General features: G+C 44.5%; 29 protein-coding genes and 1 pseudogene. 12 read left to right on the forward strand and 18 right to left on the reverse strand.

All coding sequences use genetic code 11. The features are described 5' to 3' along the window. Positions 1-9: 9 nt before the first annotated feature. Entirely contained in the window at positions 10-2283 is a 2274-nt protein-coding gene (locus LT679_RS02320) for an ATP-dependent helicase (protein WP_232175302.1), read from the reverse strand. Between the two features lie 200 nt (positions 2284-2483). Here LT679_RS02320 and LT679_RS02325 point away from each other — a divergent pair, with 200 nt between their 5' ends. Continuing rightward, complete coding sequence (locus LT679_RS02325) at positions 2484-2894, forward strand: cytochrome c maturation protein CcmE domain-containing protein (RefSeq protein ID WP_232175303.1); 411 nt, start codon at positions 2484-2486, stop codon at positions 2892-2894. A gap of 21 nt (positions 2895-2915) precedes the next feature. After that, the gene (gene ccsA, locus LT679_RS02330; RefSeq protein WP_232175304.1) at positions 2916-5372 is read left to right on the forward strand and encodes a cytochrome c biogenesis protein CcsA; all 2457 of its coding nucleotides are present in this window, start codon (positions 2916-2918) and stop codon (positions 5370-5372) included. A gap of 125 nt (positions 5373-5497) precedes the next feature. Here ccsA and LT679_RS02335 read toward each other — a convergent pair whose 3' ends face one another. Further along, entirely contained in the window at positions 5498-6121 is a 624-nt protein-coding gene (locus LT679_RS02335; protein WP_232175305.1) for a hypothetical protein, read from the reverse strand. Positions 6122-6178: 57 nt separating this feature from the next. Here LT679_RS02335 and LT679_RS02340 point away from each other — a divergent pair, with 57 nt between their 5' ends. The 8 genes from LT679_RS02340 to LT679_RS02375 all read left to right on the forward strand — a co-directional run bounded on the left by LT679_RS02340 (position 6179) and on the right by LT679_RS02375 (position 11279). Then, a complete protein-coding gene (locus LT679_RS02340; RefSeq protein WP_232175306.1) occupies positions 6179-6949 on the forward strand; it encodes a Rossmann-like and DUF2520 domain-containing protein in 771 nt (256 codons plus the stop codon). A gap of 31 nt (positions 6950-6980) precedes the next feature. After that, positions 6981-7313: a 2Fe-2S iron-sulfur cluster-binding protein gene (locus LT679_RS02345; protein WP_232175307.1), complete on the forward strand. Its 333-nt coding sequence runs from the start codon at positions 6981-6983 to the stop codon at positions 7311-7313. Between the two features lie 21 nt (positions 7314-7334). Then, on the forward strand, positions 7335-7577 hold the full coding sequence (gene iscX, locus LT679_RS02350; RefSeq protein ID WP_232175308.1) for a Fe-S cluster assembly protein IscX: 243 nt from the start codon (positions 7335-7337) through the stop codon (positions 7575-7577). A gap of 9 nt (positions 7578-7586) precedes the next feature. Next, positions 7587-8108: a KdsC family phosphatase gene (locus LT679_RS02355; protein WP_232175309.1), complete on the forward strand. Its 522-nt coding sequence runs from the start codon at positions 7587-7589 to the stop codon at positions 8106-8108. Between the two features lie 138 nt (positions 8109-8246). Next, positions 8247-8816, forward strand: coding sequence for a Maf family protein (locus LT679_RS02360; protein WP_232175310.1), 570 nt, complete (start codon positions 8247-8249; stop codon positions 8814-8816). Between the two features lie 39 nt (positions 8817-8855). Further along, positions 8856-9602, forward strand: a complete 747-nt coding sequence (locus LT679_RS02365) for a prolipoprotein diacylglyceryl transferase (RefSeq protein ID WP_232175311.1) — start codon at positions 8856-8858, stop codon at positions 9600-9602. After that, positions 9595-10992: a radical SAM protein gene (locus tag LT679_RS02370; protein WP_232175312.1), complete on the forward strand. Its 1398-nt coding sequence runs from the start codon at positions 9595-9597 to the stop codon at positions 10990-10992. The genes LT679_RS02365 and LT679_RS02370 overlap by 8 nt, the downstream gene beginning before the upstream one ends. Further along, on the forward strand, positions 10989-11279 hold the full coding sequence (locus LT679_RS02375) for a hypothetical protein (RefSeq protein ID WP_232175313.1): 291 nt from the start codon (positions 10989-10991) through the stop codon (positions 11277-11279). Before LT679_RS02370 ends, LT679_RS02375 begins: the two co-directional genes overlap by 4 nt. On the opposite strand, the gene LT679_RS02380 is transcribed toward LT679_RS02375, so the two are convergent. The 7 genes from LT679_RS02380 to LT679_RS02410 all read right to left on the reverse strand — a co-directional run bounded on the left by LT679_RS02380 (position 11276) and on the right by LT679_RS02410 (position 17083). Further along, the gene (locus LT679_RS02380) at positions 11276-12205 is read right to left on the reverse strand and encodes a Ppx/GppA phosphatase family protein (RefSeq protein ID WP_232175314.1); all 930 of its coding nucleotides are present in this window, start codon (positions 12203-12205) and stop codon (positions 11276-11278) included. The two genes, LT679_RS02375 and LT679_RS02380, sit on opposite strands and share 4 nt — an antisense overlap. A 37-nt stretch (positions 12206-12242) precedes the next feature. Then, complete coding sequence (locus LT679_RS02385; RefSeq protein WP_232175315.1) at positions 12243-12860, reverse strand: hypothetical protein; 618 nt, start codon at positions 12858-12860, stop codon at positions 12243-12245. A gap of 83 nt (positions 12861-12943) precedes the next feature. Next, complete coding sequence (gene dnaJ, locus LT679_RS02390; RefSeq protein WP_232175316.1) at positions 12944-14107, reverse strand: molecular chaperone DnaJ; 1164 nt, start codon at positions 14105-14107, stop codon at positions 12944-12946. A 108-nt stretch (positions 14108-14215) separates the two neighbouring features. Next, a complete protein-coding gene (locus LT679_RS02395; protein ID WP_232175317.1) occupies positions 14216-14803 on the reverse strand; it encodes a nucleotide exchange factor GrpE in 588 nt (195 codons plus the stop codon). 244 nt (positions 14804-15047) lie between these two features. Beyond that, a complete protein-coding gene (locus LT679_RS02400; protein ID WP_232175318.1) occupies positions 15048-15734 on the reverse strand; it encodes a cell division ATP-binding protein FtsE in 687 nt (228 codons plus the stop codon). Positions 15735-15742: 8 nt separating this feature from the next. Continuing rightward, a complete protein-coding gene (locus LT679_RS02405) occupies positions 15743-15946 on the reverse strand; it encodes a fructose-6-phosphate aldolase (RefSeq protein WP_232175319.1) in 204 nt (67 codons plus the stop codon). A 111-nt stretch (positions 15947-16057) separates the two neighbouring features. Further along, the gene (locus LT679_RS02410) at positions 16058-17083 is read right to left on the reverse strand and encodes an acyl-CoA reductase (protein ID WP_232175321.1); all 1026 of its coding nucleotides are present in this window, start codon (positions 17081-17083) and stop codon (positions 16058-16060) included. A gap of 90 nt (positions 17084-17173) precedes the next feature. On the opposite strand from LT679_RS02410, the gene LT679_RS02415 reads away from it, so the two are divergent. Then, the gene (locus tag LT679_RS02415) at positions 17174-17527 is read left to right on the forward strand and encodes a 4Fe-4S dicluster domain-containing protein (RefSeq protein ID WP_232175323.1); all 354 of its coding nucleotides are present in this window, start codon (positions 17174-17176) and stop codon (positions 17525-17527) included. A 109-nt stretch (positions 17528-17636) separates the two neighbouring features. Here LT679_RS02415 and LT679_RS02420 read toward each other — a convergent pair whose 3' ends face one another. Next, positions 17637-18578, reverse strand: coding sequence for a bifunctional helix-turn-helix transcriptional regulator/GNAT family N-acetyltransferase (locus LT679_RS02420; RefSeq protein ID WP_232175325.1), 942 nt, complete (start codon positions 18576-18578; stop codon positions 17637-17639). Positions 18579-18674: 96 nt separating this feature from the next. Between LT679_RS02420 and LT679_RS02425 the strand changes: the two genes are divergently transcribed. Further along, entirely contained in the window at positions 18675-19445 is a 771-nt protein-coding gene (locus tag LT679_RS02425) for a C40 family peptidase (RefSeq protein ID WP_232175327.1), read from the forward strand. Here LT679_RS02425 and LT679_RS02430 read toward each other — a convergent pair. The 8 genes and pseudogenes from LT679_RS02430 to hisC all read right to left on the reverse strand — a co-directional run bounded on the left by LT679_RS02430 (position 19435) and on the right by hisC (position 25946). Then, positions 19435-20346, reverse strand: coding sequence for a WD40 repeat domain-containing protein (locus LT679_RS02430; RefSeq protein ID WP_232175328.1), 912 nt, complete (start codon positions 20344-20346; stop codon positions 19435-19437). The two genes, LT679_RS02425 and LT679_RS02430, sit on opposite strands and share 11 nt — an antisense overlap. 146 nt (positions 20347-20492) lie before the next feature. Next, the gene (hisIE, locus tag LT679_RS02435) at positions 20493-21083 is read right to left on the reverse strand and encodes a bifunctional phosphoribosyl-AMP cyclohydrolase/phosphoribosyl-ATP diphosphatase HisIE (protein WP_317206529.1); all 591 of its coding nucleotides are present in this window, start codon (positions 21081-21083) and stop codon (positions 20493-20495) included. A gap of 39 nt (positions 21084-21122) precedes the next feature. After that, on the reverse strand, positions 21123-21917 hold the full coding sequence (hisF, locus tag LT679_RS02440) for an imidazole glycerol phosphate synthase subunit HisF (RefSeq protein ID WP_232176052.1): 795 nt from the start codon (positions 21915-21917) through the stop codon (positions 21123-21125). 3 nt (positions 21918-21920) lie between these two features. Continuing rightward, positions 21921-22193 (reverse strand): annotated as a pseudogene (locus LT679_RS02445) (endonuclease domain-containing protein); the annotation flags it as partial. 103 nt (positions 22194-22296) lie between these two features. Further along, entirely contained in the window at positions 22297-23046 is a 750-nt protein-coding gene (locus LT679_RS02450; RefSeq protein WP_232175330.1) for a 1-(5-phosphoribosyl)-5-[(5-phosphoribosylamino)methylideneamino]imidazole-4-carboxamide isomerase, read from the reverse strand. Positions 23047-23052: 6 nt separating this feature from the next. Beyond that, complete coding sequence (gene hisH / locus LT679_RS02455) at positions 23053-23706, reverse strand: imidazole glycerol phosphate synthase subunit HisH (RefSeq protein ID WP_232175331.1); 654 nt, start codon at positions 23704-23706, stop codon at positions 23053-23055. Between the two features lie 51 nt (positions 23707-23757). Next, positions 23758-24903: a bifunctional histidinol-phosphatase/imidazoleglycerol-phosphate dehydratase HisB gene (hisB, locus tag LT679_RS02460; RefSeq protein WP_232175332.1), complete on the reverse strand. Its 1146-nt coding sequence runs from the start codon at positions 24901-24903 to the stop codon at positions 23758-23760. After that, positions 24900-25946 carry a histidinol-phosphate transaminase gene (gene hisC, locus LT679_RS02465; protein ID WP_232175333.1) on the reverse strand — a complete coding sequence of 349 codons (1047 nt, stop codon included), beginning with the start codon at positions 25944-25946 and terminating at the stop codon, positions 24900-24902. Before hisC ends, hisB begins: the two co-directional genes overlap by 4 nt.

A 25946-nucleotide genomic window follows, 5' to 3' on the forward strand; every position in this document is an offset into this window, starting at 1 on the left:
TATTTTTCTTCAATTTAAAACGTGAAGTTTTGCGAATTTAAGTAAAAGCTGCTTCTGGCCCACCTCTTTAAAAAATATGGTGGCTTTTACATCTGGTTTATTACCCTCTAAGCTGATTACCTTGCCAAAGCCAAAACGTTCATGTTCAACTTCCATACCTACCTGCAGGTTCGACGTGTCAGACGGTTTAAAGTCAGGCGAGGGCACGTGGGCCTTAGCTAAAACTGATGTGGTTTTAACGGGTGCCGATGCCGGTTTGGGCTTGGAAAAAGTATCTCCGCCGCCGCGGCTCCAGGCGGCCCGCTCGTTATTAAATGATCCGGATGACGGTGCGGGCTTGGCGGTAAAATCAAGCTCCAGGTACTTGGCATCTATCTCATCCAGAAAGCGGCTTGGCTCACAATTTATCAGCGTACCAAATTTAAAGCGCGATGTAGCATAACTTATGGTGAGTTTATGCTCGGCACGTGTAATGGCTACATAAAATAACCTGCGTTCTTCCTCAAGGTCGCTGCGGGAGTTAAGCGACATTTGCGACGGAAACAGGTTTTCCTCCAAGCCCACCACGTGCACGTTCGGGAATTCAAGGCCTTTTGATGAGTGGATGGTCATGAGCGATACCGTGTCGGCATCTTTGTTCTTATCGTTATCATCATTGGTAAGTAAGGCTACATCCTGCATAAATACATCCAGTCCGCGCTCCTCAATATCCTCACGCTCCTGAAATTCCTTTATACCGTTTAATAATTCCTGAATGTTCTCATAACGGTTTAAACCTTCTACAGATTTATCTTCATACAGATCTTTCAATACACCGGAATGCTGCGCAATGTGCAAAGCGGCATCATAAGCCAGCTGGTTTTTAGCGATCACCTGGAAACTCTGAATCATGGTAGCAAAGTTTGGCAGTGATGCAGGGCTTTTGTCGATATACTTAGAAGGAGCGAGGATCACCTCCCACGGCGTGATCTGGTGCTGATCGGCTGCCAGGATAATCTTATCTACCGTGGTATCGCCAATGCCGCGTTTAGGGTAATTGATCACACGTTTCAGTGCTTCCTCATCATTGGGGTTAAAGGTTAGCCTGAAATAGGCTATCAGGTCCTTGATCTCTTTACGCTGATAAAAAGACAGGCCGCCATATATCTTATAAGGTATATTCAGTTTGCGCAAACCTTCCTCCATCGAGCGCGATTGCGCATTGGTGCGGTAAAGTATGGCAAAATCGTTCCACTTGAGGCCGTTGGTGGTGCGGCGCTGCATAATTTCTTCAGCTATGATCTTACCTTCCTCGTTATCGCTGAAAGCGCGGATCACCTTTATTTTATCGCCGGTTTCTTTTTCAGAGAATACGTTTTTCTTAAGTTGTTCCTTATTATTGGCGATAATGCTGTTAGCAACATTAACTATGTTTTGAGTAGAGCGATAGTTCTGCTCCAGTTTAAACACTTTCAGGTCCGGGTAGTCCTTCTCAAAGTTGAGAATGTTTTGGATGTTGGCACCACGGAAAGCGTAGATACTCTGTGCATCGTCGCCCACTACACACAGGTTCTCGGTAACGGCTGCCAGCTTTTTTACGATCAGGTACTGCGAAAAGTTGGTATCCTGATACTCATCCACCATCAGGTATTTAAATTTATGCTGGTACTTGTTCAATACGTCCGGATGATCGCGCAGCAATTCGTTTGTTTTGAAGAGTAGATCATCAAAATCCATCGCCCCGGCACGGAAGCATCTTTTAGCATAATTTTCATACACCTTGCCCAAATGGCCACGGCCGCTGCTAAAATCATCAGCCTGTATCTGCGTGTTCTGTTGGTAATCCATCCACGATACCAGGTTGTTTTTGGCTGCTGATATGCGGTTATATACAAAGTTGGCGTTGTACAGCTTATCGTCAAGGTTCATCTCTTTGAGGATGGCCCGCAAAACGCTTTTGCTGTCGTCGGTATCGTAAATAGTGAAGTTGTTCGGGTAGCCAATCTTGTCAGCTTCAACACGCAAAATCTTGGCAAACACCGAGTGGAAGGTACCCATCCATATATTTTTTGCATCGGCACCAACCAGGTTATTTATACGCTCGCGCATCTCCTTGGCGGCCTTATTGGTAAAGGTTAGTACCAATATATTAAAGGCATCAACGCCTTTATTTATAAGGTGCGCCACCCTGAAAGTAATTACCCGGGTTTTGCCTGATCCGGCACCTGCAATAATCATCACTGGTCCTTCGGTTTGCTCAACCGCAGCACGCTGTTCCCTGTTTAATCCCGCTAAATAATCCAATGCTATCCCTCTCTTTTTAACATGGCGAAATTAGGGTTTTAAGGCGAAAGCTGAAAATAACGCCAGTCAAGCTTTTTACACATTGTTAACATGAAGATTTATTGATAATGATTCTAAATAGTATATATCCCCTACAATAAACATTATTAGCTGCCCGTTTCGTATTTTTGTAACCTCGAATTACAAAGTGTAAACCGCAAATGAAAAAAAGTTCAATTTTCGGAATAATCATTATAGCCATTGCCATCGCGGTGGTTATTAGTACTTATTCAAATTCAAGCACATACGGTACCTTCACTGAAGCTACCGAAACCCAGGCCGAACTGCACGTGGTTGGCCAGCTTAATAAAGGCAAAGAACTGTATTACGATGCTACCAAGGATGCTAACTATTTTTCGTTTTTTATGAAGGATAAGGACGGCAAGGAATGTAAAGTAATATTCACAGGTACCAAGCCGCAGGATTTTGAGCGCTCAGAACAATTGGTGCTTACCGGCAAAATGCAGGGCAACGAGTTTCATGCGTCAAAAATTTTGATGAAATGCCCGTCGAAGTATAACGACAATAAACTCAACGTAGCCGAGGCTACGCCAAAAACCGCTAACCTTTAATTTTTTTGCCCCTGTAGTTTAATGGATATTGCTTTTAAGAATGAACATTTATTTGTTGGCGATTTAGGACGTTTATTTGTAGCACTGGCATTTGGCGGTGCGCTTATATCTTTCATCAGTTACTTTTTTGCAACCCGCGAAGAAAGTCTAAACAAGGATACATCATGGCACAAACTGGCCCGAGTAGGCTTTTGGCTTAACTCGCTGGCTATTGTGGGTATGGGCGTATGCCTTTTCATGATACTGTATAACCATTATTTTGAGTATCACTACGCATGGTCATACACCTCACGTTCGTTACCTGTATATTACTTAATATCAGGCTTTTGGAATGGACAAGAGGGCGGCTTTTTGCTGTGGATGTTCTGGCAGGCGGTGCTGGGTAATATCCTGATACGCAAGGCCGGCTCATGGGAAAAACCGGTGATGACGGTAATTGCCCTTTCGCAAGCTATACTGGGCACCATGGTGCTTGGTATTGATATTTTTGGAGCCCGCATAGGCAGCTCGCCATTTTTGCTATTGCGTAACGCCATGGAGGGACCGATATTCCAAAATCCGGATTACCTGTCGTTCATCAAAGATGGCCGCGGCATGAACCCGACGCTGCAAAACTACTGGATGGTGATACACCCGCCAACGCTATTTTTGGGTTTTGCATCTGTAGTAGTACCGTTTGCTTATGCTATAGCCGGTTTATGGCAAAAACGTTATAAGGATTGGGTTAAACCAGCCTTATCTTATGGCTTATTCTCTGCCATGATATTGGGTACCGGTATCATTATGGGTGCTTTCTGGGCGTATGAGTCGCTTAACTTTGGTGGCTTTTGGGCCTGGGACCCGGTAGAAAATGCCTCGGTATTCCCGTGGTTAACCTTGGTGGCTGCTTTGCACGTGATGATCGTGTTTAAAAATACCGGTCATTCCTACTTTACAGCTACGTTTTTAGTGCTCATAAGTTTTGTGCTGGTATGGTATTCATCATTCCTGGCACGTAGCGGCATACTGGGCGAATCATCTGTACACTCGTTTACCGATTTAGGGATGTTCTGGCACCTGGTACTTGCTATCATTATATTCCTTGTGTTATCAATTTACTTTTTGGTTGTACGATGGAAAGAGTTGCCTATCACCCAAAAAGATGAGGACACTTACTCGCGCGAATTCTGGATGTTTGTGGGTGCGGTGTTTTTGGCGCTGGCTTGTTTTCATTTGATAGTGGTCACCTCGTTTCCGGTATGGAATAAGATGTTTGGAACCGAACTTGCTCCGCCAACCAATGTGGTTAAGCATTACAACATCATACAAGCATGCTTCGCGGTTGTTATTATGTTCTTTACTGGCTTAACACAGTTCTTAAAGTATAAAAAAACAGATTCGAAGGTTTTTGTTATTACAAACTTTGTGTATCTGGGTTTTGCCGGCTTACTTACTGTATTGATATTTTTTGTGGCTGGCTTGAGCAAGCTTCAATACCTTTACTTGGTAGTCATATTTACATCGCTATATAGCATAATGGCTAATGGTAAAATATTAGCGGAAGCATTGAAAGGCAAATTTAAACTGGCCGGGTCAGCAGTGGCGCATATTGGTTTCGGGTTGATGCTGGTAGGTGCTGTAATAGCAGCCGGAACCAGCAAGGTAGTATCTGAAAACAATACCGGCGAACAATACAGCGCCGAATTCGCTAAGGAAGAAAATCCTCGTGAGAATGTGCTGCTTTACCGCAATGAGCCTATCGAGATGAATGGCTACTCGGTTACCTTTTTGGGTGACACCATTGAAGGCGCGCAACACCTTTTCAACATCGCTTACGAGCGTAAAGATAAGGATGGCAAGCTGGTAGAAAATTTTGTGCTTCGCCCTAACGTGATACAATCGCAGGATGGCATGTCGTCATCTCCGGATACCAAACATTACCTGACGTACGACCTGTACACCCACGTTACCATGACCAACGTGCTGCAAAACAAACCCGAAGAGGAAAAAGGCGGGCATGACGAGCAGCAGGATGATGACAAGAATTACGATGCCCCAATGACGCATGAAGTAGGAGTGGGCGATACTATTCGTTACCGCGATGGCGTGATCGTGTTTAAGGGCGTGAACAAGCAAGCCAAATTACAGAACATACCATTAACTGATAAGGACGTGGCTGTCGGCGCGCAGTTGGAGGTAATTACCCACGGCCGCACCATTAATGCCGAGCCTATCTACATGATAAAGAACGGCAGCGCGTTTGACTTCCCTAAGAAACTGGAAGATGCCGGACTCAAACTTCGCATCAGCAAAATACTGCCTGAAAAGCAAAAGTTTGAGATCACGGTTTATCAGCAACCTGAGAGCAAAAAGCAATTTATAGTTTTAAAGGCCATACAATTCCCGTACATCAACTTCCTGTGGGCGGGTGTGGTAATTATGGTTATCGGCTTCCTGATGTCTATCTTCCGCAGAAATAAGGAGCTTAAAACAACCTGATGTTTTTTGACGCTGACGATCACAAGCATAATTTAAGGCAGGATGGTTTTACCATGCTGCCTTTTTTGTTGGCTGTTATTTAGTAATAGTTCCTGTTTTTATTCCAAGGCTGATAAAATACTTTTTCAGCAAATCGTACTTCTGCGTGCACAAATCACCAATGTTGATCTTGTCTGATTGCGAGGCGTAGTTATTGCATTCAAAGCAAATTTCGAGGTAATCATAAATCTTGCCTTGTTTGTTAATAAATAAAAGGCGTTTCTGGGCATGAAGCAACCACCATGGTCAGTACTATTAAGGCCTTCTACTTTATAGCCGGTATTGTACAAAAGATCCGTCAGCTTCTCAATTTGCAGCGGAGTAAGCTTTTTGATCTCAACCAGGCGGGTTGTATCTAAAACGCCATTAACTATTTTTATTCCATACTTTGTTGGGTCTTTTTTTGCTTTAATTTTGTGCAAACTACTATCCGGTTTATCATAAATGATGTCTGCCTCCTCATTATTAAAGTAATGGTAGGATACAGCCAATACCTTAGCCGCTTTATTAAAAGGATATATGCTTAGTCGCTTAGTTAGGGTATAACGGTTACGACGCAGACAATCGTCATGTTCCGGCCTCCAATTATTTAATTGTTCTAAAGGTGTAAGGCTACGCTTTTTTGTTTGCTTAGGCGTTTTTGTGGATTGTGCGTAGCTGGCAACAGAAAGAGCAAAAAATATCAGTGTGGTGATAAGCAGGTTCTTCATGCTTTAAATATCCAATTAAAATATCATCCTGCAAAACCAAACCCTTAGCTTTGCGCTATGCGTATCACCATCATCGGGGCGGGCAATGTGGCTACACACATGGCCGCGGCCTTTAAAAATGCGGGCCATCGTATTGTGCAGGTTTACAGCCCCACCATGCAAAATGCCGCCCTGCTGGCCTACCATGTAGGGGCGGAGGCTATCGACAACTTGGCAGGCATCAACCCCGAAACGGATCTATTCCTCATCGCCGTAAAGGATGATGCGATTATGGATGTAGCCAAACAACTGGCCCCGTACAATAAGCTTGTAGTACATACATCCGGCGCTACCAGTATTTCGGCGTTGGAGATATTTACCGGTAACTGCGGCGTGTTCTACCCGCTGCAAACATTTAGTAAGATACGTGAGCTCAATTTTCTGAATGTGCCCCTTTGTGTTGAAGGGGCTGATGATGATATAACCAACCACTTACAACACCTTGCCCAAACCATTAGCAACAAGGTTTACCGGGTAAACTCCGATCAGCGGAAGATACTGCACCTGGCAGCGGTATTCGCCTGCAATTTTCCTAATTATTTATACCATGTTGCCGAGCAGTTGCTCAATAAAAATCACCTGGATTTTAATATCATCCGTCCGTTAATTGATGAAACGGCGCAAAAGGTGCAGCAGGCATCTCCCGCAAAGGTGCAAACCGGCCCGGCCGTACGCGGCGACGAAAAAACCATGCAGGCGCATTTGGAGTTGTTAGATAATGATGCTGACTTACAGGCGGTTTACCGGATGCTAAGTCAGGCCATTATCAAAATGGATAAATCAGAATAACTACACGGCTAATTTTGTTACTTTTGCCCAAATGAATGTTTTTAAAGTAAAGATAAACTTTGAGGAGAAGGATCACCAGACGGTTGAACTCCCCATAGCTGAAGGCGAATCGGTGCTGGATGTTTGTCTTGAGAATGGTATTGAGCTGCAGCACAACTGCGGCGGCGTTTGCGGGTGCAGTACCTGCCATATTTACGTGAACAAGGGTATGGATAATATCCAGGAAATATCAGACAAGGAAGAGGATTTTATCGATCGTGCGGTAAACCCGCGCATCAACTCTCGCCTGGGCTGCCAATGCGTAGTTATTGATGGCGATATTGAAGTTACCCTGCCCGATCAATCACAATTTTTAGGACACTAACAAGCACTCACTATACCGAACATGACACAAGATAAATTTGCCCTGCCTATACACTGGAACGAATACGAAGACATTGCCATGGGACTTTACGAAAAGTTTGGCGATGAATTTACCGAGGCGAAAATTTACCGCATACGTTTTACCGACCTGCTGGAGTGGGTGCTATCGTTGCCTAACTTTGCCGGTACGCGCGAAGAAGCTAATGAAGGCCACCTGGAGCAGATACAATCGGCATGGGTGTACGAGTGGCGCGATAATCAATAATCACGCAGCATGGAATCGTTTTTAACCAAGCTGAAAGATATTACCACCTTTATTTTTGACGTTGACGGTGTACTGACCGATGGATCGGTATTTGTTGCTGACGATGGCGTGCAAACGCGCGCGTTTAATATAAAGGATGGTTATGCGTTACAATTGGCCGTTAAACTGGGTTATAATGTTTGCGCTATTTCCGGCAGTCGCTCAAAAAGCATCATCCACCGCCTTAATAGCTTGGGTATAACCGATGTTTATATTGGCGCCCGTAACAAGGACGAACGCTTTAAACTTTACCTGGAAGAAAAGCGCATCAAAGCCACCAACGTTGTTTATTTAGGTGACGATATACCCGATTTGACCGTTATACAGTTAGCCGGTTTGCGCGTTTGCCCTGCCGATGCCGTAGAAGAAATAAAGGCCGTGTGCGACTATGTATCACCAATACCCGGCGGCAAAGGCTGCGCGCGCGACATCATCGAAAAAGTACTCAAAGTACAAGGCAAATGGATGAACGCCGAAGCGTATAGCTGGTAAGTTCGTCCATAGTCCATGGTCGATGGACCATAGTAGGAGAACTTACTACGATAATTGAAACACTATGGTCTATGGACTATTGTCTATCGACTTAAATAATAACCATGGGCTATGGTCCATTGTCTATCGACTGAAAATATGAGCAAATTCCCACCTGTAATTCTGGCTTCAAAATCACCGCGCAGGCAGCAGTTGCTGCAACTGATGGATGTCGATTTCCGTGTGGTGTTAAAGGATGTTGACGAGAGTTTTCCTGAAGGCCTTACACCCGAGGAGGTTGCTGTATACATTGCCACCCAAAAAGCCGAGGCTTTTGATGAGGAAGTTGCCGACGAGGTGGTGCTTACTGCCGATACCATAGTTACTATTGATGGCGAAATACTCGGCAAACCTGAATCGGCAGAGCATGCGGTCGAGATGCTTAAAAAGTTGTCAGGCAGGGTGCACCGTGTAGTAACCGGCGTTTGTTTATTATATAAAGGCAATTATAATAAGTTTTTTGATGTAAGCGAGGTGTTCTTCCGCAAGCTAACCGATGCCGAAATACAAAGTTACGTGGATGAATACCAGCCGCTTGACAAGGCGGGATCATACGGTATTCAGGAGCGTATAGGGCTGATCGGCATTGAGCGTATCAACGGATCATATACCAACGTTGTTGGCCTGCCAACCGAAAAGGTTTATAAGCAATTACCCCGCTTATCCTGATAAAGCGTCAAAATGTGTATTTTGCCGTAAAAACCGGCTTTGCATTTTCCTGTAGACTTACATATCGGCAAACTTTCGCTACCCATACACTTCATCTGCGAAACGTTATCTTACTTTATTGGCTACCGGTATTACAGCTACCTGCGAAGGCATGTTTACGATACGATAAGCGATTATAACCGCCTGCTCATTTTTATTGGCGCTGCTGCCGGGGCTTTTTTAGGCTCACATGTGGTAGGTGTCTTTGAAAATCCCGAATATTTAAAACAACTCAGTCTTTATAATTTCATGGCCAACAAAACCATAATTGGTGGTTTGCTTGGCGGGTTGATAGGAGTTGAACTGGTAAAGAAGGTTATCGGCGTAAAAGCCTCTTCCGGTGATCTGATGGTTTACCCCTTGATCATTGCTATGATCATCGGCCGTACCGGCTGCTTTTTTGCCGGGTTGGAAGATGGTACTTATGGCATCGCGACGACCTTACCCTGGGCCATCAACTTTGGCGATGGTGTTTACCGGCATCCCACCAATTTATATGAGATTTTATTTTGGTTGATCCTGTGGATAGCGATTGGCGCTATCAGCAGAAGGTACACTTTAGCCGATGGCGCTAAGTTCAAACTATTTATGGTGAGCTACCTGTTGTTCAGATTATTTATTGAGTTTATTAAGCCCGCCTACTTCTTCAATATCGGGTTATCAACAATACAGTTGGTTTGTTTAGGCGGATTATTGTATTATTACAAGGTATTCATCAAACCTGTAAAACTAATTGCACATGCCTGAGCGCCCGTATATATATTATGATTTTACCCTGAGCATTTGCTCAACCTGCCTGCGGCGGGTGGATGCCAAAATCGTGTTTGAGGATGAAAAGGTGTACATGCTGAAAGTATGCCCAAAACATGGCCGCGAAAAAGTTTTGATAGCTACCGATATTGAATACTATAAAAATTGTCGCAACTACGCCAAGCGCAGCGAAATGCCTTTAAGGTTTAATACGGCAACACACTACGGTTGCCCTTATGATTGCGGTTTGTGTGCCGACCACGAGCAGCACTCATGCCTTACCGTTATAGAGGTGACCGACCGCTGTAACCTTACCTGCCCAACCTGTTATGCCATGTCGTCGCCGCATTACGGGCGGCACCGTACTTTGGAGGAGATTGAACAAATGTTGAATGTGGTGGTACGCAACGAGGGCGAGCCCGATGTGATACAACTAAGCGGCGGCGAACCTACGGTGCATCCTCAATTTTTTGAGATACTGGACATTGCTAAAACCAAACCCATCAGGCATCTCATGCTCAATACCAACGGTATCCGCATTGCCAAGGATGAAGCCTTTGTGGAGCGATTGGCCAGCTATATGCCCGATTTTGAGATCTACCTGCAATTTGATTCATTTGAGCAAGAAGCACTGGAGAAATTGCGTGGCGAGGATTTGCGGTGGGTGAGAGAAAAGGCAATTGAGCATCTTAATAAATACAATCTGTCGACCACGCTGGTGGTAACCCTGCAAAAAGGGGTGAATACGCACGAGATAGGCAAGATTATTGAGTATGCGTTAAAGCAGCGTTGTGTGCGTGGTGTAACCTTTCAGCCAACGCAGCAGGCGGGCAGGCTTGAAAATTATAACGAGGCCACCGAGCGTTATACCATGACCGAAGTGCGTAGCGCCATACTGGAGCAAACGGATGTTTTTAACCATAATGACCTGATCCCGGTACCCTGCAACCCGGATGCGCTGGTGATGGGGTATGCCCTTAAACTGGGCGAGCAGGTATTCCCGCTTACGCGGATGATTAACCCGGATGACTTGCTTGATAATTCGAAGAATACCATCGTTTATGAGCAGGACGAGCAATTGAAACTGCACCTGCTCAATATGTTCAGCACCGGTAATTCAGTTGATAAGGCAAAGGAGCATTTAAAATCCATCATGTGCTGTTTGCCCGAAATTGATGCGCCCAACTTGGGGTATGATAACCTGTTCAGGGTTATTATTATGAATTTTATAGATGCGCAGAACTTTGATGTACGCGCCATCAAAAAATCGTGTGTGCACATCGTGAACAAGGATATGAAGATTATCCCCTTTGAAACCATGAACCTGTTTTACCGTGATGACAAAATAGAATACCTCAACCAGTTACGTAATGAAATACCTGTATGACGCCTGAACAAAATCCTGAACCTAATAAGCGCCCAATCTACATGGGCATTACCGGCATCAATTTAATGGTGATGATAGGTTACACGTTGATGTGTGGTTTGGCTGGTGAAGAAGGTCTGCTTGTACAAATATTTCTTGTTATAATACATGCTATAGTTTGCGTAATTGTTGCGCCGTTTGCACGTAAATGGGAGTGGGTGCTTGCAGGCTTGCTGGTGTTGATTATAGGTGTATCAAGTTGTTTTGGGTTACTGGAACTGCAAGGTGGTTTACATTTAAACCATTAATTAGCCAGCTCCTGTGCCAACACACCTTCTTTTAATGAGTAGGTTGACATAGCCACATCATGAATATCTAAACGCCGCATCACAAAGCGCGTAATTAATGATGCTACCACGATCATATCAACCCTAACGGGATTGATGGCCGGGTTTGTTGCCCTTTCATCGTGCGATGAAGAAATAATATCGTCGGTTACTTTGGTAAGATACTCGTAATCAAAATCGTAATTCCGTACGTCCTTTAATTTAAAGTTCGGATTTTTCGGCTTTTCAATTAACGCTGTAAAGGTTTCAAAAGCGCCGGATGAACCAATTAGTTTATTTACTTTAAGATGTTCGGCCGCTTGAAACAATGGTTCAAGATTATCGTCGAGGTAATTATTTAGGTCAACAATTGACGCCTGCGGTATTGGGTCCGTTTGGTGGAATTTATCCATCAGGCGGGCTGCGCCAATTTCAAAGCTTTGTTTCCAGGTGATACCGTTGTTATTACCCAAAATGAACTCTACGCTTCCGCCGCCAATATCCATGATAAGCGTATTATTGGCCGAGAGGCAGCCGGATGCCTTAATGCCCTCATAGATCAAACCCGCCTCGGTATCGCCATCAATAATTTCGATGTGTATTCCCGTAATCCCTTTTACCTGTTGTATAAAATCGTGCCCGTTACCGGCATTGCGTAGGGCAGAGGTGGCGATGGCCCGAACATGATCAACCTGGTGCTTATCGATCAGCTTTTTGAATTGCTGCATGGTACTCAGTCCACGCGCGAATGCTTCAGGTTGAATAGTGCCTTTATTGATACCGCCTTCACCTAATTTTACGGCGATGTGCTCATGCTCCAGAACAACGTGATCGGCAATGCTTCCTTCGGTAATCAGCAAATGGAATGTGTTGGTACCAAGGTCCATCACCGCGATGCGTTTATTCATAGTAGCCATAAAACCTTAAAGCTGATGAATGGTTTGGTTAAACTTTTTTGTTAACAGTTGTGCCGCCGTTAAGCAGCAGCCATACTTTTTGCAGGATAAAGAAAATGGCGAAGCCCGGTAGTAAATTAACTAATTCAACTGCCGCTATGGACAATTTATTCACAGTTGGCGTTTGTACCGCAGGCATTAAAGTCGGCAGATAATGACTTATTAGGGCTGATAGTATCACCACGATAAAAAAGGCTCTGAAAGCTGTGCCCAATGTAGTAGGAGTAATGCGGAACGAGGTCATCATCATCACAATAATCGCCGCGAAAGTAGCAAACACAGGTATGGCCAGTATAAAGCTGGTGGATGCTGTTAAGGTAAGCAAGCCGGTATGGTAAGCTATAGGTATAAAAAAGCTGATGATGCTAAGCGCAAGGTAAATACCCAGCCACAAAGCGGTCGATTTTGACTGCCAGTGCCTTAGCGCACCAATCAAAAATATGATGACCGCCACAAAGCTTAACTCGGCTAAAAATATTAAAAAGTACTGCAAGCCTTGAGGTATAATTAAAGGGATGATTTTAACCGCAGCCGAAATGCCCCGACTCACGATATAAATAATATTCAGTAAAAAAGCCAGCTGGGCTGATTTTAGAGAGATTTTCATGTAAACAGATTTAGCAGTAAATATAGTACATAAACAAAACAGCCCGGAATAACCGGGCTGTATATTACTTTACGCTTACTTTGTTACTCAAAATATTCCTTCATCCGTTCAAAAAAGCTCTTTTCGTTTTTGCCCGGGTTGGGTTTAAAGTTGGGTGAACTTTGCAGCTTTTCCAGTGTTTCGCGTTCCTCTCGGCTAAGCGCCTTTGGTGTCCATATGTTTACGTGCACCAACTGGTCGCCACGGTGGTACGAATTTACTTCCGGCACGCCTTTGCCTTTCAACCGCAATATCTTGCCACCTTGTGTGCCCGCGTCTATCTTGATCTTGGCTTTGCCATCAATAGTTGGCACTTCAACGCTGGTACCTAAAGCGGCATCAATAAAGCTGATGTGCAGATCGTAAATCACATTATTACCATCGCGTTTCAATGTTTCGTGCGGTACTTCCTCAATCAGGATGATCAGGTCGCCGGGTACACCGCCACGTGGGGCCGCGTTACCCTTGCCGCTCATGCTTAATTGCATACCTTCGCTAACACCGGCAGGTACGTTAATGGTAATAGTTTCTTCGCCGCGAACAACACCATCGCCATGGCAAACATTACATTTTGAAGTAATGATAGAACCTTCGCCGTTACAGGTAGGGCAGGTGCTGGTAGTTTGCATCTGGCCCAAAATCGTGTTGGTCACCCTGCGTACCGCGCCGCTGCCGCCGCAGGTTTTACAGGTTTGAAAGGATGATTTATCCTTTGCGCCACTGCCATCGCAGGTTTTACAAACCACCTGCTTGTTAACCTTGATCTTTTTCTCGGCACCGTTGGCAATTTCCTCAAGTGTAAGCTTTACCTTGATACGCAGGTTGCTGCCGCGGGCTACACGCCTGCCGCCGCCACCCTGACGCCCACCGCCGCCAAAGAAACCCTCAAACGGACTACCGCCGCCAAATATATCGCCAAACTGGCTGAATATGTCTTCCATATTCATGCCGCCGCCGCCATAGCCGCCGCCGGTTGCTGATTGCGCATTGGCTGCATGGCCAAACTGATTATAGCGCTGGCGTTTTTCAGGGTTGCTTAACACCTCGTAAGCTTCGGCTGCTTCCTTAAATTTTTCCTCTGCCTCTTTATCGCCCTGGTTTTTGTCAGGGTGATATTTGATAGCCATCTTGCGGTAGGCCTTCTTTATTTCATCGGCGTCGGCATTACGCGAAACCCCAAGTACGTCGTAATAATCTCTTTTTGACATCTCTGTTTATGTTCAATTATCTCAATTATCGAATTATTGATTGCCGGAATTATTGATTTTCTCTCATTCAATAAATCAGTAATTCAATAATTTTCAATAACGCAATATTTAATTTCCTACAATAACTTTAGCAAAGCGAACTACCTTATCGCCAAGGTAGTAGCCCTTTTCCATCTGGTCTATAACTTTGCCTTTCATATCGTCCGTTGGTGCGGGAATGTTGGTAATTGCCTCATGCAAGTCAGCGTCGAAAGGTTCGCCAACAGCTTCCATCGGTTTTAAACCTTTTTGTGAAAGGATATTGTTTAGTTTGCTATGTATAAGCTCAACGCCCGCCTTAACCGCAACAACATCGGTCGCTTGATCCATTGATTTAAAAGCACGCTCAAAATCATCCAGTACCGGCAATAATGATACAATGATCTCTTTACCGGCGGTTTGCAACAGCTCAACGCGTTCTTTGGTAGTGCGCCTTCTGAAATTATCAAACTCGGCATACAGGCGCAGATATTTGTCATTGGCCTGTGCTAATTCTTCTTTCAACTTAGCTTCAGCGGTAGGCTCTTGCATTGTTTCCTCGGCTGGTTGCTGAGTAGTATCTTGTTCGGCAGCTGTTTGCTCGTTCAGCTCCTCGTTATTCTCTTGCATATTGGTATGTTCTTTCTTTTTTTTCTTCAACATATCATTAAATTTCATAGCTAAATAGTGCCAAACAAATGCCTTGCCATAGCTGTAAAACAGCCAAGCTGACAGCGGCAGTCGTATTATTTAGGAAGCAATGACAGAATTTGACAGAGGTGGCAGTGGCGGTTACAGTAAAACTCATAAAAAAGCAGTAGCGTTTGCGATAGTAGTTATTAAGTTTTTAATGCAATCGCTACCGCAATTGCCACCCAAAAAACTACTGCTACTGCCACCGCGACTGCTTCCTAAACTAAACTCAGGCTATTTGCACATCCTCTAATACCTTACCGTTCTCACATTTAATGATGCGTGATGGGAAGGTGCGGATGATATGATAATCATGCGTAGCCACAACAACCGCAGTGCCCATTTGCTGGCTTATCTGCTTAAGCAGCATTACAATTTCTTCGGATGTATCAGGGTCGAGGTTACCGGTAGGCTCATCAGCCAAAATGATCTCCGGATCATTAAGCAGGGCACGCGCAATTACCACACGTTGCTGCTCGCCGCCTGACAGCTCATGCGGCATTTTTTTAAGTTTAGAGCGTAAGCCCACTTTTTCCAACACGTCGAGCGTACGGTCTGTCACGAGCTTTTTGTCTGTCCAGCCCGTGGCGTTTAGCACAAAGTGCAAGTTTTGCTCAATGGTACGGTCTGTAAGCAATTGAAAATCCTGGAAAACTATGCCCAGCTTGCGGCGCAGAAAAGGTACATCACGGTCAGCCAGCTTACCCAGGTCATACCCGCAGGCATATCCGCTGCCATTGGCAATATTTAAATCGCCGTACAATATTTTCAGCAAACTACTCTTGCCAGATCCGGTTTGACCTATAAGCCAAACGAAATCATTTTTATCAATATGCAGGTTTACGTTTGAAAGCACGAGGTGCTTTTGCTGAAATATATCAACGCCGGTAAGTTTTATAATAGAATTTCCAATCATGGTAGTTTTTACAGCTCTAATTTTAAAATCTGCCCGAAAGGCAGGTCGTTAATAATATTCATTATCTGCTCAGATTTATCACCGAGCCCCACTTTATCAAGTGATTTATCAGGCCTGTCAACCCTGAAATAGGCCAGCAGCGTAAACTTGTCATCACGCAGCTGCACATAATCCGGTATTTTGGCAACGCCCTTTACTTTTATAATATACATTTAGTCGATGGTCTATAGTCGATAGTCCATAGTTTGTTTAAATAATCAAAAAAGGCCTTTACCATTGACTATGGTCTATCAACTATGGCCTCCTCCAAAGTTATCGTTATTTTAAAGATCAGCCAAAAATTTCATGGTATCAATTCCATCGGCGTAATCGGCGAGGCCGGGTTGCTGGCTTTGGCCAAACTTTACCACTTGGTTATTCACCTGTAAATCGGCGTCGCTCACCACGCATTGTATCTTATCAGTATTAGCGATAATTTGCTGTTGAGCGGCTTCCAGGCTGTCGTATTCCTCATAAAACAATACCGCCAGGGGCGAGGCCAAACGTTTATCCTGCTTCACCAGTAAAAAGCCGTTATCATAATGCTTATCGCGGTTTACCAGGTATATTGATTTATTATAATCGTAATTGTTATGATACTTATGGTGATTGTTTACCTCACTATAGCTTTCAATCGACTCAAAAAAGCTCGTAAAATCATAACCCGCAGGCACCAACACCTTTGATACGTTGCGGCAGCCCAGACCGAAGTAGTCAAAAATATCGTGCCCGAGCGTATGCAATTGTTCTCGCGTTTCAGTACCTGTGAGCACCGCTATGCTATTACGATTTTTGCGGATGATGTGTGGCACTTTGCCAAAGTAGTACTCAAAGTAACGAGAGGTATTATCGCTGCCCGTGGCAATAATGGCATCAAAGCCCTGTAGCTTGTCAACAAAAGTAAAGCTATCCTCAATGGCGCTGTTAATTTGCACCAGCTTGTTAAGCAAAAAGCGTATCAGGCGGCTATCCTGTGATGAGGCTTTGATGAGCGCCTTATTGCCTGACAAAATTACGCACAACACATCATGAAAACCTACCAATGGAATATTGCCTGCCAGTATCAGTCCCACGTTCTTAGGCTGCCTGTAGGCTTTTACATTGTAACCTGTCAGCCATTCCTTTAAATTAGATATGGTGAGATTGCTGGCTATGGCATCAATGGCCGATTGTATATTCTCTGGCGTGAACCAGGCATTCTGCTGTTTCTCGGTTTGTATGATGTTTTGCAGTAGCTCATCGGGCTGGCACAGGTATTCACCCAGCGCGGCAAAAGCCTGTATGTATGTATCCGGATTGTAATTTGACATATTAAATGTGGTATCAGTGTAAACCCTGAAACCCTTTTTTTGTTATATTTGCAGCTTGCAAAGTTAATTTAGAATATATAATAATAAAATATGGCGATCAAAATCACCGACGAATGCATAAACTGCGGGGCCTGCGAACCGGAATGCCCTAATAACGCTATTTATGATGCAGGTGCCGCCTGGCGTTTTTCTGATGGTACAGGTTTAAAGGGGCTTATCGACTTTGGCGATGGCAATACCCTGAATGCTGAAGAAGCTCAGGCTGCATTATCTGATGATATATATTATATAGTACCCGATAAGTGTACCGAATGTGTTGGTTTTCACGATGAGCCACAGTGTGCTGCCGTTTGTCCGGTAGATTGCTGTGTGGACGACGAAGATATCCGCGAAACCGAAGAAGAATTGCTTGCCAAAAAAGATTGGCTGCACATGGGTGAGTAATTAATCATCTTTTTAGTAAATATTGAAAAGGAGCATCGTTTGATGCTCCTTTTTTTTGACCCCACCTAACCCTTCTAAGGGAGGGGTTTAACAAATTGTCCTGCTAACCTTACAAATACATCTCCATCTTCACATCTGCCCGTTTATAAGGTGAATCACCTACCGGAATATCCTTGAAACCGAACTTGCGATATATGGCAAGGGCAGGGGCGAGCTTACTATTTGAGCCCAGCCAGACACGTTTGGCGCCCAGGCTGCGAACGGTATCAACAACTGAGGTCATTAATGCCTGACCTATCTTACGGCCCTGGTATTTGGGGCTTACGCCCATTTTGGCTATTTCATATTCCAGGTAACCCGTTTTTATTAAGGCGCAAGTGCCTGCTATATCCCCATCAACCTCGGCAAAAATAATTCGGCCGCCGTTGTTCAATATATGTTCCGGATGATCGAGTTGCTCCAGGTCGTGGGCTTCAACAGTAAAATAAGTATTGATCCATTCCACGTTGAGCGATTTGAAGTAAGGCGCAAGCTCAGGCTTGTAATCCAATATCTTAACTTCAGTAGGCCCGGAGTAACTGAACATTTCCTTAAAGCGCTGGTAATAATTCTTTTCGGCTAACTGATCCTCTGTTTCAATAACGGCTTGTAACAAATGGTTTTGTTGATTGCTGAATAACGACTTGTTCAAGCTGGTTATCTTAGCCCAAACGTGTTCAAACTTTACCAGCGATTGTTTCCCTTTTTCGGATAGGCGCAGGTTACGCTTACGGCTATCTGTTTTTGATTTTACCGATTCAATGTAACCTAAAGCCTCTAATTCTTTAGCCAAATGTATAACTCCGGGATGACTTAGGGCCAACTCTTCCGAAATTTCAGTAATGCCTATTTCTTCCCGGCGACTAATCAGGTAGTATAAAGCAAAATATTTTGGTTCAAATGTAAGTCCTTCATCTTTATATATAAGCGCTACACTTTCGGCAAAAGTATCATACAAACGCTTCATTCTTGCGCCAATGGCAAGTTCTTGCAAGTCATCAATTATCGACATATCAATTTTATGTAAGTACTTACGTAATTGTTTACGTAAGTACTTACAAATATATTATTTATTTCGAATGATTACCTTTGAGACAAATATTTTTTAATGGAATACGGTATTTGCAATATGGCCATCGCGCCTTTAAAGGCTGAACCATCTGAGCGCAGCGAGATAATGACACAAGTATTGTTTGGTGAAGCTTTTGAGATATTGGAACGCCAGGAGCATTGGGTAAAGATCACTACCGCTTATGAAAATTATACCGGCTGGATAGGTAAGCTGTTGTTCACCAATTTAGATGAGGTTGATTACAATCACATCAAACAAACGCCGCCTGTTATTACCAACTCGGCTGTAACCTGGGCATTTAAAAAGCCCGAAATGGCTTTGTTGTATTTGCCCTTTGGTAGCTCGCTGCCTTTTTTAGAGGGGGATGAATGCCGGGTTGGCGACGATTACTATGCGGTACCTGAAGTTGATGATGAACTGGAAGATACCTTGATAGAAACCGCTATGCAATTTCTGAATGCGCCTTATTTGTGGGGAGGGCGTACACATTTCGGTATTGACTGCTCTGGATTAACACAGGCTGTTTTTAAGCTGCATGGAATTAAAATAGACAGGGATGCATCGCAACAGGCACAGCAAGGCGAATTAGTTGCAGATCTGGATTCAGCGCAAGAAGGTGACCTGGCATTTTTTACTAATGCCGAAGGCCGTATTACTCACGTGGGTATTTTGCTGGGCGATGGCAACATCATCCATGCATCCGGACGTGTTAAGATTGAGCAGATTGATGAAAAGGGAATTTACTCAGAAGAGCAGGGGAAGTACACGCATAAGTTAGCCGTTATCAAACGCTACTTCAATCACTAAAGCTAACATCCCATATCAACACGGTTTTATCATCGCTTACGGATATCAGGTGGTCGCCATTCCATACCAGTTTGTTAACCGATAATACATGCGATGGCAGGCCTTTTTCGCGGCTTATGATTTTGCGGAGCTTAAAGTTATGCGCGTCCCATATTTTGATGCTTTTATCCATACTGGCCGTAGCAAAATACGGTCGAGTTGGGTGAAAGGCAATATTATTAATAGCGAACATATGTGCCGCTACATTTTCTTGTAAAGAGTAATTGGTGGTATCCCAAACTTTGAGTTGCGCATCGCGCGAGCCGGTTAGCAGGTAGCTTCCGTCCGGCGAGTACTGCGCTGAAAATACGGCCATTGTATGCTCGTTTAGCGAGGTAATAAAACCGTAATCGTCCATATCATATATCTTAACGCTGCTGTCGCGACAGCCAAAGGCTATGTGCTTTTTGGCGAGAGATATGGTTATGCAGCGAATGGTATCGACCGATACCTGAATGGTATGCAGTAGCTCCAGCGTTTCGAGACTCCAAACGGTTACCGAGCCATCTTCGCTGGCCACTAAAAGTTCTTTTTTGGGAGTGACGGCTTTAATATCAAACACCGGCTTAACGTGATGCTTGAGCAGCTTGATCACTTTTTGCTGTATAAAATCAAACACAGCCACATCGCCGGTACGTAATCCCACAAACATGTACGGATAGCCCTCCGGGCAGTGAATAGCATAGACCGAAGCAGGCACCGGGAACATCACCTTGATAAAAGTATTGTCCCTCAGGCTCCACTCAACCACGCCCTTGTCATTGCCTCCGGTAAACAATATCCCCGGCTTTTGCGATAGTTCAGCCGTAAATATCGGGTTGCCATGCCCGGTAAGTTCAGCTATTTTTTGTACTTCGATCATAAATTAGTCAATAGTTGATCGTCCATAGTTCATGGTTTATTTAGAGAGTCCATGGACGATAGGCCATAGTCCATAGTGTTCTTCAATTAATCGTTTGTCAATAATTTAAATACATTCACTATTGACCATTGACTATTGACCATGGTCTACTTATGCCTCTCCTCTAAATTCTTGGCTATAGTTTCAAGGCTGATACCTTTTTCGCGCAGTAGCACCAGCAGGTGAAACATCAGGTCAGATGACTCATTGATAAAGTCGTGCTCGGTTTCATTTAAAGCGGCTATTACGGTTTCAACGGCCTCTTCGCCAACCTTTTGGCTTATTTTATTTAAACCTTTTTTGTGCAGTTTATTCACGTACGAGCCTTCCTGCGGATTTTCGTAACGATCAGCTATAATGCGTTCTAACTCGTGAATGAAATTTTGGTTGTACTCCGTGTTAAAACAACTGCGTGAGCCGGTATGGCAGGTTGGGCCATCAGCTTTAACTTTTATAAGCAGGGTATCGTTATCGCAATCAATGTCAATGTTTTTTACATGCAGATAGTTGCCGCTGGTTTCGCCCTTTTTCCACAGGCGGTTTTTTGAGCGGGAGAAAAACGTCACCACGTTTTCCTGAACGGTTTTGTCGTATGCCTCTTTATCCATGTAACCGAGCATCAGCACCTCGAGGGTTTGCTCGTCTTGTATAATAACCGGCACCAGGCCGTCGCTTTTATCGAAATCGATGTTCATTATAAGAGTTTTTTGATAGGGGATGTTGACTTAGCAAAGCTATCAAACCATCCGCACTTCAATGCTATGTTGTTGTAAAGTGTTTTTCAGATCGGGTATCAATATCTCGCCGTAATGAAAAACCGATGCGGCCAAAGCGGCATCAACATTAGTTTTTTCAAATACATCCACAAAATGCTGTACCGAACCCGCGCCGCCCGAGGCTATTACCGGAATATGTACGGCATCGTTAACGGTTTTAAGCAAGCCATTGTCAAACCCCGCCTTAGTGCCATCATGATCCATAGAAGTAAGCAGGATCTCGCCTGCGCCGCGACTTTCGGCCTCTAATATCCATTCCAGTGTTTCGCGCTCCGTAGGCAGGCGCCCGCCATTCAGGTGAACAATGTTTTTATCGCCAATGCTGCGGGTATCAACCGCTATCACCACAAACTGCACCCCGAAGGCTTTAGCCAACTGATCAATCAGCGCGGGGTTGCGCACGGCTGCTGAGTTGATTGAAATTTTATCTGCGCCGGCATTCAGCAAGGCATCGGCATCGGCTATCTCGTTGATTCCGCCACCTATAGTGAATGGTATATTGATCTGCCGGGCTACGGCCTTAACCAGCTCAACCATGGTTTTACGGCGTTCAACCGTTGCGGTTATGTCCAGGAACACCAGTTCGTCCGCTCCTTGGTTTGAATAGTTCCAGGCCAGCTCCACCGGGTCGCCGGCATCGCGCAGGTCAACAAAGTTTACGCCTTTAACTGTGCGCCCGTCCTTAACGTCAAGGCAGGGGATAATTCGTTTGCTAAGGCCCCCCGGCCCCCTAAAGGGGGAGGTTGTGGCTTGTATTATTGTATCCAATACTTTTTGTAATTGATTATATATCTCATCGTTTGTAAAACGAAGTACCTTGATTCCGTCATCTTCAATATTCAGTTGCCTCTTAATATCGTTAACAGCAACCCTGGGTAAATTATGAATGCCGCCATCTACCTCAATAACCAATTTATGTTGATGACAATAAAAATCGGCAATATAAATGCCTAATGGGTGTTGCCTCCTGAATTTTGCGCCAAGCTGGCTGCCTTTTAAATGTCCCCATAGCAGCATCTCCGCATCTGTCATGTTATTTCATAGGCGCCCGGCATTTTTAAATATCAAACTACTTGCGCCAAGAAACATCTTCTTTTTCATGAGATAAAATGCTCCCCTTTAGGGGTTGGGGGCTCTAAATCGATATTAGCGCTTCCAGATTCCAGTTTTTCACATCCTCGATAGAAATATGGCCTTCATAGATAGCTTTACCTACCACGCACGATTCTACTTTAATGCGGCTCAGCTTTTCAATATCCTGCATGGAGCTTACCCCGCCGGAGGCGATCAGCTTGATGAAAGGAGAATGGTCTAAAAGTTTTTCGTACAATTCAATGCCGGCACCGCCTAATTTTCCGTCCTTATTAATATCTGTACATAAAAAGCGGAAGAAGCCCAGCGCCAGGCACTTATCTACATAATCCATTAATTTGATAGGTGAGCTTTCCATCCAGCCTGAGTACTTGATCACTTCATCCAGTACGTCGATCGCGATAACCACCTGATCAGAACATTTATAGTTACCGCAGATGGATTTGCTCAGATCAACCAAAAAGCTGGGATTAGTAAGTGCTTGTGTACCCACTATAACGCGATGAACTCCGGCATCAATCAACTCCTTCACTTTTTCAATGCTGCGAACGCCGCCGCCATATTGTATTTTCATGTCCGTTTTGCGGATCACATTAAAGAGGTATTCCTGGTTAGAGAAATCGTTTTTTGCGCCGTTAAGGTCGATAACGTGAATAAAATTGGTACCGTTTGACTGGTAGCGCTCTATCATCTCTTCCAATGATACATCGTACTCTGTAACTTGCTGGTAATCGCCTTCGCGCAGGCGCACAACTTTTTTGTTCAGAATATCTATAGCGGGAATAATATACATGCCTTTTTAAATTTTTGAAAAGTTAGTTAAGAGTGTTTCACCATATATGCCTGATTTTTCGGGATGAAACTGAACCCCGAAAAAATTATTTAGCCAAATTGATGCCGAAAACTTGTTATTATAAGTTGCTGACGACAAAGTGTATGCACCGTTGTACTCAATAAAATATGAATGTACAAAGTAAAAGTGCGAACCTTGCGGAATATTTGCAAACAGTTTATTCTCTTTTTCGGAGTAAACCTGGTTCCAGCCGGTGTGCGGAACTTTGTATTCAGCGCTATCAGCAAAGCGGCGGGTTTTTACCGGAACGATGCTTAACAGGTTTGAATCGCCTTCTTCAGAATGTTCGGTCAGCAACTGCATTCCAACACAAATGCCCAACACAGGCTTGGTAAGCGAACGGATTTTAGGTACTAAGCCGGTATTTTGTAACTTTTGCATGGCAGCGCCCGCGTGGCCTACGCCGGGTATGATATAGCGATCAAACTGTTCAAAATCAGCTTCATTGTGTATCATTCCGTAGGCAATACCCAGCCTGTCTAAAGCCGCAGTGAGCGAAAATATATTGCCGGCTCCGTATCTGATAATTCCGATCCCCCCGCCCCCTGAAGGGGGAGCAGCTTCACCAGTGAGCGAAGCCAGGGTACTGTTAGTGTTCATTTCATCCATTGCAATTCAAACTTCTGTTCCCCCTTTAGGGGGTTAGGGGGCCTACAGTACTCCCTTAGTGCTTGGTAAAACCATCTTGTCCACATCGCGCTTTACGGCCATTTTGATGGCTTTGGCAAAGGCTTTAAATATCGCTTCAATTTTGTGATGCTCGTTAACACCTTCGGCTTTTATGTTGAGGTTGCACTTAGCGGCATCACTGAATGATTTAAAGAAATGGTAAAACATTTCGGTAGGTACATCGCCCACTTTTTCCCGCTTGAATTCGGCATCCCAAACAATCCAGTTGCGGCCGCCAAAATCAATAGCTGCCTGCGCCAGGCAATCATCCATCGGGAGGCAAAAACCATAACGCTCAATTCCTTTTTTATTGCCTAATGCCTCGGCAAAAACCTCACCCAGGGCTATGCCGGTATCTTCAACGGTGTGGTGTTCGTCAATATGCAGGTCGCCTTTGGCAATAACTTCCAGATCAACACTGCCATGGCGCGCTATCTGATCCAACATGTGGTCGAAGAAATTTAAACCTGTCGAAATCTTAGCTTCGCCCGTACCATCAAGATTTAGTTTGATAAAGATGTCGGTTTCCTTGGTAGTGCGGCGGTGTTCAACTACCCGTTGCCCCAGTTTCAGGTATTCATAAATATCCTTCCAATCGGTGCTTTCAATAGCGATGCTCTCCTTAATGCTTTCGGGCCATTTGTCGGTATCAAATTCGGCTCCACCAAGATTGGTGTCATTATTTAACCAGATGGCCTTAGCACCCAGATTTTTGGCTAATAACACATCATTCTTACGGTCGCCGATAACGAAAGAGCCTTGCAGATCGTACTCGTCGGCGTTTAGATATTGCGTGAGCAGCGCCGTGCCCGGTTTGCGGGTAGGAGCATTGTCGCGTGCAAAGGTGCGGTCAATAAATATGGCATCGAAGGTTACGCCCTCGTTCTCAAAGGTTTTTAAAATGAAATCGTGCACCGGGTAAAAGTTAGCTTCCGGGTGCGATGATGTACCCAGGCCATCCTGGTTGGTAACCATCACCAGCTCAAAACCAAGTTGGGCTATTTTAGGCAGCCATTGCAGCGCGCCGGGATAAAACTCCAGTTTGGCAAACGAGTCGATCTGCTCATCGGCAGGCTCGTTGATCAGGGTGCCGTCGCGGTCAATAAAAAGTACTTTTTTCAGGCTCATTTATAATTTTGTAAAGCGTTGATCAATGTTTCATTTTCGGCTGGCGTGCCGATGGTAATGCGCAGGCAACCCTCGCAGAGCTCCACTTTTGAACGGTCGCGGACGATAATGCCCTGTTGCACCAGGTAGTTGTAAATATCCCGCGCGCCGGTAGTTTTTACCAAGATAAAGTTAGCGTCGGAAGGATAAATATCCAGCACAAAATCAAAGTTTTTTAACTGAAGTACAAGTTTATCCCGTTGTGTTAAAGTTTCTTTAATCCAGCTATTTACGGTGTCAATATTGTTCAAGGCCTCCAATGCTAATTGCTGCGAAGCTTCGTTGATGTTGTAAGGCGGTTTCACCTTGTTCATCACCTCGATGATCTCCTCGCTGGCAAAGGCCATACCCACACGCAGCCCGGCTAAGCCCCATGCTTTCGACAAGGTTTGCAACACTACAAGGTTGGCATATTCGGTGAGTTCCTGTATAAAGGTTTTTTGGCGACTAAAGTTGATATAAGCTTCATCAACCACTACTAAACCACTAAAGTTGGCCAGTAATGTTTCCACATCTTCACGATTAATGGAGTTGCCGGTGGGGTTGTTGGGTGAGCAAATGAAGATCATTTTGGTGTGCTCGTCAATCGCTTCGGCAATGCCTTCCAGGTTGAGCTGATAATCTTCGGTAAGTAATACCTTGCGGGTTTCAATATCATTGATGTTAGCCGATACCTCATACATGCCGTAGGTGGGTGGTACCAGTATCACATTATCAACTCCCGGATTACAAAAGCTGCGGAATAGCACATCAATAGCCTCATCGCTGCCATTACCCAAAAATATGTTGCGCGGCGGCACGCCTTTAATTTCGCTCAGGCGCTTTTTAACCTTGTATTGCAACGGATCTGGGTAGCGATTATAGGCGGTATCCAACGGTGAGCCAAAAGCATTCTCGTTAGCGTCCAGATACACGCTGGCTTCCCCCTTGAACTCATCACGTGCAGAGGAGTAAGGCACCAGTTTTTTTATATTAGGACGAAGTATTTTATTTATATCGAACAT

This window comes from Mucilaginibacter roseus (assembly GCF_021215455.1).
Classification (GTDB): Bacteria; Bacteroidota; Bacteroidia; order Sphingobacteriales; family Sphingobacteriaceae; genus Mucilaginibacter; species Mucilaginibacter roseus.

Coding starts and splice junctions, on each gene's coding strand:
- LT679_RS02325 (WP_232175303.1), top strand. CDS start 2,484: ATGAAAAAAAGTTCAATTTTCGGAATAATCATTATAGCCATTGCCATC.
- ccsA (WP_232175304.1), top strand. CDS start 2,916: ATGGATATTGCTTTTAAGAATGAACATTTATTTGTTGGCGATTTAGGA.
- LT679_RS02335 (WP_232175305.1), bottom strand. CDS start 6,121: ATGAAGAACCTGCTTATCACCACACTGATATTTTTTGCTCTTTCTGTT.
- LT679_RS02340 (WP_232175306.1), top strand. CDS start 6,179: ATGCGTATCACCATCATCGGGGCGGGCAATGTGGCTACACACATGGCC.
- LT679_RS02345 (WP_232175307.1), top strand. CDS start 6,981: ATGAATGTTTTTAAAGTAAAGATAAACTTTGAGGAGAAGGATCACCAG.
- iscX (WP_232175308.1), top strand. CDS start 7,335: ATGACACAAGATAAATTTGCCCTGCCTATACACTGGAACGAATACGAA.
- LT679_RS02355 (WP_232175309.1), top strand. CDS start 7,587: ATGGAATCGTTTTTAACCAAGCTGAAAGATATTACCACCTTTATTTTT.
- LT679_RS02360 (WP_232175310.1), top strand. CDS start 8,247: ATGAGCAAATTCCCACCTGTAATTCTGGCTTCAAAATCACCGCGCAGG.
- LT679_RS02370 (WP_232175312.1), top strand. CDS start 9,595: ATGCCTGAGCGCCCGTATATATATTATGATTTTACCCTGAGCATTTGC.
- LT679_RS02375 (WP_232175313.1), top strand. CDS start 10,989: ATGACGCCTGAACAAAATCCTGAACCTAATAAGCGCCCAATCTACATG.
- LT679_RS02380 (WP_232175314.1), bottom strand. CDS start 12,205: ATGAATAAACGCATCGCGGTGATGGACCTTGGTACCAACACATTCCAT.
- LT679_RS02385 (WP_232175315.1), bottom strand. CDS start 12,860: ATGAAAATCTCTCTAAAATCAGCCCAGCTGGCTTTTTTACTGAATATT.
- dnaJ (WP_232175316.1), bottom strand. CDS start 14,107: ATGTCAAAAAGAGATTATTACGACGTACTTGGGGTTTCGCGTAATGCC.
- LT679_RS02395 (WP_232175317.1), bottom strand. CDS start 14,803: ATGAAATTTAATGATATGTTGAAGAAAAAAAAGAAAGAACATACCAAT.
- LT679_RS02400 (WP_232175318.1), bottom strand. CDS start 15,734: ATGATTGGAAATTCTATTATAAAACTTACCGGCGTTGATATATTTCAG.
- LT679_RS02405 (WP_232175319.1), bottom strand. CDS start 15,946: ATGTATATTATAAAAGTAAAGGGCGTTGCCAAAATACCGGATTATGTG.
- LT679_RS02410 (WP_232175321.1), bottom strand. CDS start 17,083: ATGTCAAATTACAATCCGGATACATACATACAGGCTTTTGCCGCGCTG.
- LT679_RS02415 (WP_232175323.1), top strand. CDS start 17,174: ATGGCGATCAAAATCACCGACGAATGCATAAACTGCGGGGCCTGCGAA.
- LT679_RS02420 (WP_232175325.1), bottom strand. CDS start 18,578: ATGTCGATAATTGATGACTTGCAAGAACTTGCCATTGGCGCAAGAATG.
- LT679_RS02425 (WP_232175327.1), top strand. CDS start 18,675: ATGGAATACGGTATTTGCAATATGGCCATCGCGCCTTTAAAGGCTGAA.
- LT679_RS02430 (WP_232175328.1), bottom strand. CDS start 20,346: ATGATCGAAGTACAAAAAATAGCTGAACTTACCGGGCATGGCAACCCG.
- LT679_RS02450 (WP_232175330.1), bottom strand. CDS start 23,046: ATGTATATTATTCCCGCTATAGATATTCTGAACAAAAAAGTTGTGCGC.
- hisH (WP_232175331.1), bottom strand. CDS start 23,706: ATGAACACTAACAGTACCCTGGCTTCGCTCACTGGTGAAGCTGCTCCC.
- hisB (WP_232175332.1), bottom strand. CDS start 24,903: ATGAGCCTGAAAAAAGTACTTTTTATTGACCGCGACGGCACCCTGATC.
- hisC (WP_232175333.1), bottom strand. CDS start 25,946: ATGTTCGATATAAATAAAATACTTCGTCCTAATATAAAAAAACTGGTG.